The following is a 12,091-nucleotide window of genomic DNA, read 5'->3' on the forward strand; positions in this document are numbered from 1 at the left end:
GGCCGGGCGCGGGCCGCCAGCAGGGGAAGACGGGCGGTGGGGCAGGGGCCCTGCCGGGCCCCAGGCCGGCGGCAAGACCGGCATTCCCACCGACAGGAGATATGATGACCAAACACTGCCTGACCGTGACCTGCCAATCCACCCGCGGCATCGTGGCGGCGATTTCCGCCTTCCTGGCCGAGCAGGGCTGCAACATCACCGACAGTTCCCAGTATGACGACATGGAGACCGGGAACTTTTTCATGCGCGTCAGCTTCACCGCGCCCGGGGATCTGGATCCGGCCACGCTGACCCCCGCCTTCGCCCCCGTGGCCGCCCCGTTCGAGATGGACTTTGCCTTCCATGACGAGGCCCGCAAGATGCGGGTGGTGGTGATGGTGTCGCGCTTTGGCCATTGCCTGAACGACCTGCTGTACCGCTGGCGCATCGGCGCCCTGCCGATCGAGATCGTTGCGGTGATCTCGAACCACATGGATTACCAGAAGGTGGTGGTGAACCACGACATTCCGTTCCATTGCATCAAGGTGACCAAGGCCAACAAGCCGCAGGCCGAGGCGCAGATCATGGCGGTGGTCGATGAGACCGGGGCCGAGCTGATCGTGCTGGCGCGCTACATGCAGATCCTCTCGGACGAGATGTGCCAGAAGATGTCGGGGCGGATCATCAACATCCACCACTCGTTCCTGCCGTCCTTCAAGGGGGCCAACCCCTACAAGCAGGCCTATGAACGGGGGGTGAAGCTGATCGGGGCGACCTCGCATTACGTGACCGCCGATCTGGACGAGGGTCCGATCATCGAGCAGGACACGGTGCGCATCACCCATGCGCAATCGGCGGATGATTACGTCAGCCTTGGCCGCGATGTCGAGGCGCAGGTTCTGGCGCGGGCGATCCATGCCCATGCGCATCACCGGGCGTTTCTGAACGGCGGCAAGACGGTGGTGTTCCCCGCGTCTCCCGGAAGTTATTCGAGCGAGAGAATGGGGTAAGCCCCGGTCGGTCCCCCCCTGCGGGGGGGACCGATCAAACGCTCCGGTGGAGCGTTTGAAGGGGCGCACGCGCCGGGCCCCGCCCGGCGCCGGGCCAAAGCCCCGGTGGAGCGTTTGAAGCGGCGCAGGCGCCAGACGCCGCCCAGCCCCGGTGGGACGTTCGAAGTGGAGCACGCGCCGGCCCCCGCCCAGCCCCGGACTAAAGCCCCGGCGGAGCGTTCGAAGCGGCGCAGGCGCCAGACCCCGCCCGACGCCGGACCCAGGCTCTGGTCCCTGGCAGAAGCAGCCTTCCGCCTCCGGCGCAGGTCCTCCCGACGGGGCTCCGGTCCATCGGGGGAAGGGCCCCAGGCCAGCCCCCGGAAGCAACCGGATGTGCCGGGGCCCGTCCTGCGGCTTTCATGGGGGCATCGTCGGCGGACAGGGCGCCACGACGCGCGGATGCCCCCCCGGGTGAAGGCCCCTCGTCCTGCCCCGGCAGCACTTTCCCTGCGGGCGCGGGGCGGTTATCCTTCGCCTCAGGCCAGATGCGCCGCAATGAAGGACCGATATGCCCGCCCCGTCCCGTTCCGCTGCCGCGCAGCACCTGCCCGGCTCGACCGTGCAATTTGTCATCGACACGCTCAGCACGCGGATCGTTTCCCAGGAATACGCCACCGAGGAACGCCTGCCCTCGGAACGCCAGCTGGCGCAGGACCTGGGCGTGGCGCGCAACACCGTGCGCGAGGCGCTCGACCAGCTGGAAGAGCGCGGCATGATCCGGCGGCGGGCGGGCTCGGGCAGCTTCGTCACCTACAACCCCTCGGGCGCCAGCGAGGCGATCTCGCCGGTGGCCGCCGACACCGGGCCGCTGCAGCTGCAGGTCGTGCGCGGCATCCTGGAACCCGAGATGGTGCGCCTGGCGATCGTCACCATGCCGCCGCGCCAGATCGACGCCCTCTCGGAGATCCTGTCGAGGATGGAGGCCGTGCAGGCCGACGCCCCCGCCTTCGTGCGCCTGGAAGAGGAATTCCACCGCCGCCTGGCCGAGGGCACTGGCAACCCGCTGCTGATCGCCTGCTACAACCTGGTGATCGACGCCCGCCGGCAAAGCTTTCGCACCGCGATGTACCGCCGCCACCTGACGCCGGCGCGGATCGCGGAATACCAGCGCGGCTACAACGGCCTGTTCAATGCCATCGCCGCCCGCGACATCGAGGAGGCGACCGAGTTCATGAAGCTTGCCCTGATCCAGGACCAGAAGCTGCTGCTGCAGGAAGACTGATCCGGTCCGAAACTGGTTCAATTGGTTCAAATCCTCCGAGGCTGATCTTCGGGGAGGTGTTGCCCCATGCGCGGGGCCTTTTGGGCAGCAGCGCTTCGAATCACCGCGAATCTACCGCAACCGGGCCTTGTTTCCGGTGTGCTGCCGGTGGGATCTGACGCCTGACGTTACAGAGAAACGCCCAAGAAACGCTCAGGATGGTCCGAAAAATCGGCCCGGAGGCGGGGAAATGCGGCTCAGATAATTCTTCGTGGGAAAACGATTTGACCCATGGTGAGGGTTTTGGCGCAGATTTGCATATCCAGTGAGCCAATTTCTGGATCTGGTTCAGACCAAAATAACAGGCGGACCGGAATCCTCTCCACCAGACAGGGAGTTCAACGTGGAACAGGACTATGCATCCTTGGCCGCCACAGTGGCGCAGCTGAAGGAGGCCGCGGCCCATGCCAACGGCACCTTCTCGGAAACCTTCTACTTTCTCACCATCCCGCTGATGATCCTCATCCACGCGGGCTTTCTGGCCTACGAGATGGGCGCCTCGCGGTCGAAGAACGCGCTGGCCTCGGGGATTAAGAACATCCTCGCCTTCGCGCTGATCGTGCCGTTCTTCTACTTCATCGGGTGGTGGATCTATTGGGCCTTCCCCACCGGCTTCTCGGGCAGCGAAGGGCCCTCGGGCACCTCGGGCTTTGCCTATGCCGCCTCGGTCGCCGCCCCCTGGAGCGACGCCATGGGCCCGAACCTCGATGACCGCGCCTCGGGCGTGTTCTGGGGTGCCTTCGTGCTGTTTGCCGCCACCACCGCCTCGATCCTGTCGGGCGCGCTGATCGAGCGGATCAAGCTGACGGGCTTTGTGGTGCTGGCCGTGCTGCTGGGCGCCTTCGTGTGGATCCTTGCAGCCGCCTGGGGCTGGCATGCCGACGGCTGGCTGGTGACGAAATTCGGCTATCATGACTTTGGCGCCGCCGGCGTCGTGCACATGATCGCGGGCTTCTTCACCCTGGGCGTGGTGATCAACCTCGGGCCGCGGGTCGGCAAGTTCAACAAGGACGGATCCGCCAACCAGATCCCCGGCCACAGCATGCCGATGACGCTGATCGGGCTGATGCTGATCATCGCGGGCTTCTGGGGCTTCCTGATGGGCTGCGTGATCGTCCCCGGCGAAAGCTGGAGCTGGTCGACCACCATCGAGACCTCGATCTACGGCACGCCGATGACCCTGTCGGGGATGACCTTCAACACCCTGATGGGCATGGCCGGCGGCATCATCGGCGCCTGGATGATCACCCGCGATCCGTTCTGGATGATGTCGGGTGCGCTTGGGGGCATCATCTCCTGCGCGGCCGGTATCGACCTGTGGTATCCGCCCATGGCCTTCGCCATCGGCTTTGTCGGCGCCTGTGCGATGCCCTTCGTCGCCTCGTTCATCGAACGCCGCGGCATCGACGATGCGGTGGGCGCCTTCGCGGTGCACGGGTTCCTGGGCATGTGGGGCCTGCTGTCGGTGGGTCTGTTCGCGCAAGGCTACCCGGCGCTGTCGGGCGACAGCGTGATCGAGACCTCGTTCCTGGGTCAGCTGGTCGGCGCGATCACCATGGGCGTTCTGGGCTTCGTGCCGGGCTATGTGGTGTCGCTGATCCTGAAGGTCACCGGCCAGCTGCGTGTCCCCCCCGAGGCCGAGATCCAGGGCCTCGACAAGACCAAGGTGCCCGCCATCGCCTACCCCGAGGCGCTGCCTGCCTCGGTCAGCCCTGCCGAATGATCCCCCAACCCTGACGAAAGGACGACGACAATGGAAGCTCCGTTCGAAGCGCACAGCTGGAATGGCATCACCGGCGCGATCTACACGGGCCATGGGGCCTCGGAAGGGGTCTGGCTGCTGATCTGCCTGGCGATGGTGGTCCTGGCGGTGGTGCTGGGCTGGCGCCACGAAAAGCACGCCTATCACCTGGCCTCGCACAAGTGACACCCCCCGGGCGCGCCCCCCGAAGGGGGCGCCCCATTCCTGACAGCGAAGACCCCGAGGAGGGACCCCCGAATGACCGTATCCTGGCGCTTTTCCGCATTGGCGGACCGTCACCGTGCGCTTGGCTCCGATCTGGAAGACTGGAGCGGCATGGGCACCGCATGGTCCTATGACAAGGACCAGACCGAGGAATATCTGGCGATCCGCACCCGTGCGGGCGTGATGGATGTCTCGGGGCTGAAGAAGGTCCATGTGATGGGCCCGCATGCCCAGTATGTCATCGACCGTGCCGTCACCCGCGATATCGAAAAGCTGAAGCCGGGGCGGTCGACCTATGCGACGATGCTGAATGACCAGGGCAAGTTCATCGACGACTGCGTGGTCTACCGCATGGGGCCGCACAGCTTCATGGTGGTGCACGGATCGGGCGGCGGCATGGAAAGCCTGACCGCCGGAGCCGCGGGCCGCAACTGCCAGATCCTGTTCGACGACGACCTGCACGACATCTCGCTGCAGGGGCCGCTGTCGGTGGATTACCTGGCCAATCACGTGCCGGGCATCCGCGATCTGGCCTATTTCAGCCATATGCAGACGACGCTGTTCGGCAAGCCGGTGATGATCTCGCGCACGGGCTACACGGGCGAACGCGGCTACGAGATCTTCTGCCGCCGCCAGGACGCGCTCGAGATCTGGGACACCATCGTGGCCGAAGGCGCCGGCATGGGCATCATTCCCACGCGGTTCACCACGCTCGACCTGCTGCGCACCGAAAGCTACCTGCTGTTCTTCCCCTACGACAATTCCGAGATGTACCCCTTTGCCGATGAACCCTGCGGCGACACGCTGTGGGAACTGGGGCTGGAGTTCACGGTTTCCAAGGGCAAGACCCGGTTCCGCGGCGCCGAAGAGCATTTCCGCCTGCAGGGCCGCGAACGCTTCCGCATCTTCGGCGTGCTGCTGGAAGGCACGACCCCCGCGACTGAAGGCGCGCAACTGCTGAAGGACGGCGCCCCGGTCGGCGTGGTGACGGTGGGCATGTATTCGCCCCTGAACACCCACAACGTCGGCATCGCCCGGATGCCCGTCGACTGCGCCGTTCCCGGCACGGTGCTGGAGGTGCTGAACCCCGACGGCACCCGCATTCCCGCGCAGGCCGCCACCATGCCCTTCTACGATGCGGACAAGAAACGCCGCACCGCCAAGGGCTGAGGACCACCAGGGGGGGCAGGGCGCCTGTCCCCCGAGGATCAGGGAGATACCATTTTGCCCAACACGCATTTTACCCCGTCGATCAGCAGCCGCCCCGTCTATCCCGGCCTGACGCCCCATGGCGCCACCCCGGCGGTGATGGTCTGCGATCCCGCAGGCGTCGCGGCGCTCGATGATCTGGCGACCCGCGATCCGGCGGTGATGGACCGCGCGCAGGTGCTGCTGGTGGGCGGCGATGACTGGGGCCTGGAGGCCCTGAAGGCGCTGCAACCGAAGGCGCTGACCCCGGCCGCCGATCTGGACGCGGCGCTGGCGCTGCTGGCTGGCTGGCTGGCGGAGGCGCGCATGGGCCTGCGCCTGTATCTGGCGGGCAGCGAGGCGCTGCTGGGCCAGGTCTCGGCGCTGGCACTGGCGCAGGGCCTCGAGGCCGCCGCCATCGAGACCGAGCACCGCGGCGCCGTCACCCGCCCCGTGCAATGCGTCCATTGCAAGACCACCACCCCCGAGGTCGCAACCGATCCCTTCACCTGCCCGCATTGCGGCAAGGTGCTGTTCGTGCGCGATCATTTCTCGCGCCGGCTGGGGGTTTTCCAGGGCGTCTGCATCGACGCCGAAACCCCCGGCCTGATCCCCGCCCCCCGGAGCCTTGAACCATGATGAAGGGCCAACGCCTGCTGACCGTCACCCAGATCCTGCAGCTGGGCCCCCATGTCCGCCATTTCCGCTTTGAGGACCCCTCGGGCGCACCGCTGCCGCTGTTCTCGGGCGGGGCCCATGTGGTGGTCGAGATGGAGGACGCCGACACCCTGCACCGCAACGCCTATTCGCTGGTCTCGGACCCGCATGACGGCTCGGGCTATGAAATCGCCGTGCGCCGCGATGCGACCGGGCGGGGCGGATCGCGGTTCCTGCATGATCAGGTGGATGTCGGGATGCAGCTGCGGGTCTCGACCCCGGTGAACCTGTTCGCGCTGGATCCCCGGGCGCGGCGCCACCTGCTGATCGCGGGCGGCATCGGCATCACCCCCTTCCTGTCGCAACTGCATGATCTGAAACGCTTGGGCACACCGTTCGAGCTGCATTATGCCGCGCGCTCCCTGCCCGAGGCGGCGGGCCTTGCGCTGCTGCCGGACGGGGTGGATCCGGTGCTGCACCTGTCGTCCGAAGGCGCCCGGCTGGATCCTGCGGCGCTGCTGGCGGACCAGCCGCTGGGCACCCATGTCTATGTCTGCGGCCCCGACAGCCTGATCCGCGACGTGACCCGCGCCGCCGCCCGGCTGCACTGGCCCGACACGGCCGTCCGCTCCGAGGCCTTCAGCGCGCCGCCCCCGGGCCGGGCCTTTACCGTCACGCTGGCCTCTTCTGGGCGCGAGATCACCGTTGGCCCCCGGCAAAGCCTGCTGGAGGCGCTCGAGGCCGCGCAGGTGCCCGTCGACTGGTCCTGCCGGGGCGGCGCCTGCGGGCGCTGCGAAACCGGCGTCACCGCCTGCCACGGGCAGATCGAACACAATGACCACTGGCTTTCCCCGGCCGAGCGCTCTGCCCAGGACCGCATCATGCCCTGCATGTCGCGCTTCCACGGCGAGGCGCTGGTGCTGGACCTCTGAGAGGGACCCCCATGACCCGGCATTTCAACGACGAGACCTTCCGCGGCGATTACACCTACCGCAACTCGGCCAGCGCCGTCGCGCGGTTCCCCTTCCCCTTCGACCGCGACAGCTACGCCTATTCCGTCAACATCGAGCAGCACCCCGGCGGCCCCGCCGGCACGCCCTTCGAACATGCCTTCGATGTCGATGAACATTACGTGTCGGAAATGCGCGACCGCGCGATCACCCTGGCCGCCGATCCGATGCGCTGCCAGTCGCTGCCGCATATGGAGCTGGCGGGCTGGGACCTGCTGGAACTGATCATGGTCTCGAAGGCGCGGGACTATCCCGACCTGTTCCAGCTGACCCGCGCGGGCGAGTGCTGGCACTGGATCAACCGTCCGATGGGGATCGAGCAGCATTTCACCTTCCTCGATCCCGCGACGTTGCCCTGCGGTCCGCTGGAATACATCACCCGCCAGGCCCAGGGCGATTTTGCCCTGCTGCATGAACGCGACGGCAACCTGTGGCTGGATGCGGGCATGATCACCAGCCAGGCCGACTGGTCGCTGGATTTCGATGTCGGCATGAACTTTTTCGAATGGCACGCGCCAGTGCCCCGGGCGGGCAGTTCGGGCGTCTTCCACAAGGCGCTGAAATTCCTGCTGTCGGTCGGGCAGGGGCAGGCCTACCGGCGGCTGAACTGGACCATGACGGTGAACCCGCGCCTCGATACCTCGCCCGAGACCTATCCCGAATGGGGCCCGGAAAAGCGCAGCCTGACGGCCGAAAACGTCGGCGCGAAACAGTTCCTGCGGGTCGAATTGCAGAGCTTCTGGCGGCTGCCCCGGTCCAATGCGCTGGCGTTTCCGATCCGCTGCTACCTGGCCAGCCTGGATGATCTGGTCAGCCAGCCGAAATGGGCCCGCCGCCTGCACCGGGTGCTGCGCGACCTCGATCCCGAACTGGCCGCCTACAAGGGCTTTGCCGTCAACCGCGAGCTGATCGTGGCCCATCTGGCGGCCTTTGATGACGGCGCGCCGACCTCGGCCGGGATCTTCCCGGACTGAGGGCGGAAAAGATCTCCGGCAAGATCATAAAATAGGCGCTTCACCTGTGACGCGCCGGAAGGTGACGATGCCGTGACAGGGATGGGACGGGGCCGGGCCCGCGGGACAAACCCGTGGCCCGGCCCCGCTGCTTTTTCCATATCTTTCTGTATAGACTTGGAAAAACCGCCCCATCTCACGTCAGGGTTGCGAAAGGGTAGGGAAGGCAAAGCCACATCTATGGCCTGTCTGATTAGGTATTGACGAACCCTGAGTGCGGTTATTCGTAATTTATCTCGCCTGCGGCTTTCTGTCTGGTCAGGGGGCGAGGGAGCGCGCCGCCAGGCCTTCGGCGCAGGTCCATCACAGAACGAAAGACGACGCATGCTGCATCCCAGACGATCGACCGCCACCCCCGTGCCCGGAGCCGGGACGGACCCGTGACGGTCCCCGTCCGCAACCGGTCCCCTCGAAGACCGGACGGAGATCGCCTGCCTTCGGGCCCCGCAGCGCCAGGCGCCCGGGCCCCGGTTCACTGATCCTTTCCAACAGACAGACCGCACCCCCTTCCAGGTCGCGGACAGGAGATTACGATGAACACTTCCTTCAGCCTCAACCGGCGCGCCTTCCTGGCCGGATCCGCAGCGATGGGCGCGGGCCTGATGCTGGCCCCGGGCCTGGCGCAGGCCGCAGCCACGCCGAAGCAGGGTGGCACCTTCCGGCTGGGTATCGGGGATTTCTCGCCCACCGACACGATGGATGTCACCTCGAATGACACCAAGTTCTACAACATTGCCCAGCTCTGCGCCCGCAACTGCCTGATCGAGATCGCGCCCGACGGCGCGCTGATCCCCGAGCTGGCCGAAAGCTGGGGCAGCGACGACACCGCCAAGATCTGGACCTTCAAGCTGCGTTCGGGCGTCAGCTTCCACAACGGCAAGGCGCTGGATGCCAAGGACGTGGTCTTTACCCTGGGCCGCCACCTGGAAGAGGGTTCGACCTCGGGGATCAAGCCCTTCCTTGAGGATGTCGAGACCTTCGAGGCCACCGGCCCGCTGGAGGTCAAGATCACGCTGAAGACCGCCAATGTCGATTTCCCGGCGATCCTGGCGACGCCCAACGCGGCCATCGTCGCCGATGGCAACCGTGATCCCAACGACGGCAACGGCACCGGCCCCTACATCCTGGAAAGCTGGCGCCCGGGCGTTGGCGCCAGCTTCAAGAAGAACCCGAACTACTGGAAGGAGGGCCGCGGCCACTTCGACGCGGTCGAGCTGATCGGCATTGCCGATCCTTCGGCGCGGACCTCGGCGCTGATCGGTGGCAAGATCGATGCCTACAACCAGGTCGATCTGAAGACGGTGAACCTGCTGAAGGCGGCGCCCACGGTCAACATCCTGTCGGTCTCCTCGAAGGCGCATTACTGCTTCCCGATGATGATGACGATGGACCCGTTCAAGAACCAGGACGTGGTCGATGCCATGCGCTATGCGATCAACCGCGAGGACATGGTGAAGCGCATCCTCAACGGCTATGGCGAGGTCGGCAACGACCAGCCGATCAACGCCAGCTACCGCTACTTCAACGCCGATCTGCCGCAGCGCGAATACGACCCCGAAAAGGCCAAGTCGCTGCTGAAGAAGGCCGGCATGGAGAACCTCACGGTCGAGCTGAACGTGTCCGAAGTGCCGTTCTCGGGGGCGACCGACGCGGCCGTGCTGTTCAAGGAACATGCCAAGGCGGCGGGCATCACCATCAACGTCAAGCGCGTCCCCGACGACAGCTACTGGGACAAGATCTGGACCCATGTGCCGCTTTGTGCCACCCGCTGGTCGGGCCGGCTGACCGAGGACATCATGATCGGCGGCGTCTACACCACCTCGGCCGCTAAGGCCGGCTGGAACGAGACCGGCATGGAGAACCCGCAGCTGGACGAGCTGGTGCTGAAGGCGCGGGCCGAGCTGAACGAGGACACCCGCCGCCAGATGTACTGCGACATGCAGGAAATCATCCGCGACAAGGGCTCGAACAACATCTTCGCCTTCGCCAACTTCACCGATGCCGCCACCAAGAAGGTCGCCACCCCCGAGAAACTGGGCAATGACCGCGAGCTTGACAGCATGCGCGCGCCCGAACGCTGGTGGTTTGCCTGATCGGCGGATCTTTCCCGTAACACCCGGACGGCGCGGTCGGCGCGCCGTCCCCCGACTGCCCGGAGCCCCCGTTGAGCGTCCTTGCCAAGACCATCCTGCAGCGCCTGATCCTCAGCATCCTGATGCTGGTCGTGATCTCGGCCGTCATCTTCTTCGCCGTGGACATGCTGCCGGGCGACATTGCCCGGGCGATCCTGGGGTCCAATGCCTCGGCGCAGGCGCTCGAGGCGATGCGTCACAAGCTGGGCCTGGATCAGCCCGCCATCTTCCGCTACGGCCAATGGGCCTGGGGCGTGCTGCATGGCGATTTCGGCACCTCCCTTGGCTCGGGAGAGCCGGTGATGCAGGCGATTTCCTTCCGTCTTTACAATACCCTGTTCCTGGCGGGGATGGGGGCGCTGATTTCGGTGCCGCTGGCGCTGGTACTGGGCATCGGCTCGGCGCTGTGGCGCGGCAGTTTCTTTGACCGCGCGGCCTCGGTGGTGACGCTGGGGGCGATCTCGATGCCGGAATTCTTCGTGGCCTATACGCTGGTGGCCTGGTTCGCGCTGCATTTCCAGATCTTCCCGCCGATCGCCACCCTGCCGCAAAACCCCACCCTGGCCGAGCGCATCGACGTGCTGATCCTGCCCGCGATCACCCTGTCGTTCTCGGTGGTGGCGCATATGATGCGGATGATCCGGGCGGCGCTGATCGATGTGCTGGACAGCCCCTACATGGCCATGGCGGAAATGAAGGGCGTGCCGATGCGCCGCCGGGTGCTGCGCCATGCGCTGCCCAATGCCATGGCGCCGATCATCAACGTCATCGTGCTGAACCTGGCCTATCTGATCGTCGGCGTCGTGGTGGTCGAGGTGATCTTTGTCTACCCGGGGCTGGGCCAGCTGCTGATCGACAGCGTGTCACAGCGCGACCTGCCGCTGGTGCAGGCGGCCTGCCTGATCTTCGCGGCCCTCTATCTGTTCCTCAATACCGTGGCCGACGTGCTGGCCATCGCCTTCAATCCCCGCCTGAGGTTCCCGCGCTGATGCCCCTTCTTCCCCGTCTTCTGTCCGGCCTGCGCATCCTTTTCATCGCCCTGGTCGGGCTGTGGCTGCTGGCGGCCTTCGCAGCGCCCCTGACCGCGCCCTTCGATCCCCAGGATATCATCGGATCGGCCTGGTCCGGCCCGTTCTGGACCGCCACATCCGAGCACAAGGGCATGATTCTGGGCGCCGACCAGCTGGGGCGCGACCTGCTCAGCCGGTTGCTGTACGGCACCCGCAACACGATGCTGGTGGCGCTGGCGGCGACGGTGCTGTGCTTTGTCCTGGGCATCTTCCTGGGGTTCTGGGCGGCCATCGCCCGGGGCAAGGTCGACATGATCCTGTCGCGGCTGGTCGATCTGATCATCGCCATCCCCTCGCTGATCCTGACGCTGCTGGTGATCACCGCGACCGGCCCCTCGACCCCGGTGCTGATCCTGGTCATCGCCGTGATCGAGGCCACCCGCGTCTATCGCCTGTCGCGGCTGACCGGCATGAACATCACGGCGCTGGAATTCTTCGAAACCGCCCGGCTGCGCGGTGAAAGCAAGCTGTGGCTGATGACCCGGGAAATCCTGCCCAACGTGATCCGGCCTCTGGTCACCGAATTCGGCCTGCGGTTCTGCTTCATCTTCCTGTTCATCGCCTCGCTCAGCTTCCTGGGGCTGGGGGTGCAGCCGCCCATTGCCGATCTGGGCTCGATGGTGCGTGACAATGCGCCGGCGCTGACCTTCGGGGTGCTGGCCCCCTTCTTCCCGGCAGGTGTCATCGCCTGCATGGCGATCGCCATGAACTTCGTCTCGGATGCAGCCACGGACAAGATCCGATGAGCCGCCCCACCCCCGTCACC

11 protein-coding genes are annotated in these 12,091 nt (G+C 66.1%); all 11 read left to right on the forward strand.

The window, feature by feature from the left end:
• Window positions 1–104: 104 nt before the first annotated feature.
• Window positions 105–989 (forward strand): formyltetrahydrofolate deformylase, encoded by an 885-nt coding sequence (purU, locus tag AC2ITM_RS22590; protein ID WP_486470463.1) that lies wholly within the window; start codon window positions 105–107, stop codon window positions 987–989.
• A gap of 547 nt (window positions 990–1,536) precedes the next feature.
• Window positions 1,537–2,250, forward strand: coding sequence for a FadR/GntR family transcriptional regulator (locus AC2ITM_RS22595; RefSeq protein WP_486470464.1), 714 nt, complete (start codon window positions 1,537–1,539; stop codon window positions 2,248–2,250).
• A 382-nt stretch (window positions 2,251–2,632) separates the two neighbouring features.
• Entirely contained in the window at window positions 2,633–4,012 is a 1,380-nt protein-coding gene (locus tag AC2ITM_RS22600; RefSeq protein ID WP_486470465.1) for an ammonium transporter, read from the forward strand.
• Between the two features lie 30 nt (window positions 4,013–4,042).
• On the forward strand, window positions 4,043–4,216 hold the full coding sequence (locus tag AC2ITM_RS22605) for a hypothetical protein (RefSeq protein WP_486470466.1): 174 nt from the start codon (window positions 4,043–4,045) through the stop codon (window positions 4,214–4,216).
• A 72-nt stretch (window positions 4,217–4,288) separates the two neighbouring features.
• Entirely contained in the window at window positions 4,289–5,425 is a 1,137-nt protein-coding gene (locus AC2ITM_RS22610) for an aminomethyl transferase family protein (protein WP_486470467.1), read from the forward strand.
• Window positions 5,426–5,479: 54 nt separating this feature from the next.
• Entirely contained in the window at window positions 5,480–6,082 is a 603-nt protein-coding gene (locus AC2ITM_RS22615) for a dimethylamine monooxygenase subunit DmmA family protein (RefSeq protein WP_486470468.1), read from the forward strand.
• Window positions 6,079–7,032 carry a PDR/VanB family oxidoreductase gene (locus AC2ITM_RS22620; protein ID WP_486470469.1) on the forward strand — a complete coding sequence of 318 codons (954 nt, stop codon included), beginning with the start codon at window positions 6,079–6,081 and terminating at the stop codon, window positions 7,030–7,032. Before AC2ITM_RS22615 ends, AC2ITM_RS22620 begins: the two co-directional genes overlap by 4 nt.
• Window positions 7,033–7,043: 11 nt before the next feature.
• On the forward strand, window positions 7,044–8,084 hold the full coding sequence (locus AC2ITM_RS22625; protein ID WP_486470470.1) for a heme-dependent oxidative N-demethylase family protein: 1,041 nt from the start codon (window positions 7,044–7,046) through the stop codon (window positions 8,082–8,084).
• A gap of 572 nt (window positions 8,085–8,656) precedes the next feature.
• A complete protein-coding gene (locus tag AC2ITM_RS22630) occupies window positions 8,657–10,216 on the forward strand; it encodes an ABC transporter substrate-binding protein (protein WP_486470471.1) in 1,560 nt (519 codons plus the stop codon).
• 71 nt (window positions 10,217–10,287) lie between these two features.
• Entirely contained in the window at window positions 10,288–11,244 is a 957-nt protein-coding gene (locus tag AC2ITM_RS22635) for an ABC transporter permease (RefSeq protein ID WP_486470472.1), read from the forward strand.
• A complete protein-coding gene (locus AC2ITM_RS22640; RefSeq protein ID WP_486470473.1) occupies window positions 11,244–12,071 on the forward strand; it encodes an ABC transporter permease in 828 nt (275 codons plus the stop codon). The genes AC2ITM_RS22635 and AC2ITM_RS22640 overlap by 1 nt, the downstream gene beginning before the upstream one ends.
• The last annotated feature ends 20 nt before the right edge of the window (window positions 12,072–12,091 follow it).

Source organism: Pseudooceanicola sp. NS-SX9, from assembly GCF_057380705.1.

Coding starts and splice junctions, on each gene's coding strand:
- AC2ITM_RS22640 (WP_486470473.1), top strand. CDS start 11,244: ATGCCCCTTCTTCCCCGTCTTCTGTCCGGCCTGCGCATCCTTTTCATC.
- AC2ITM_RS22610 (WP_486470467.1), top strand. CDS start 4,289: ATGACCGTATCCTGGCGCTTTTCCGCATTGGCGGACCGTCACCGTGCG.
- AC2ITM_RS22630 (WP_486470471.1), top strand. CDS start 8,657: ATGAACACTTCCTTCAGCCTCAACCGGCGCGCCTTCCTGGCCGGATCC.
- AC2ITM_RS22605 (WP_486470466.1), top strand. CDS start 4,043: ATGGAAGCTCCGTTCGAAGCGCACAGCTGGAATGGCATCACCGGCGCG.
- purU (WP_486470463.1), top strand. CDS start 105: ATGACCAAACACTGCCTGACCGTGACCTGCCAATCCACCCGCGGCATC.
- AC2ITM_RS22620 (WP_486470469.1), top strand. CDS start 6,079: ATGATGAAGGGCCAACGCCTGCTGACCGTCACCCAGATCCTGCAGCTG.
- AC2ITM_RS22625 (WP_486470470.1), top strand. CDS start 7,044: ATGACCCGGCATTTCAACGACGAGACCTTCCGCGGCGATTACACCTAC.
- AC2ITM_RS22595 (WP_486470464.1), top strand. CDS start 1,537: ATGCCCGCCCCGTCCCGTTCCGCTGCCGCGCAGCACCTGCCCGGCTCG.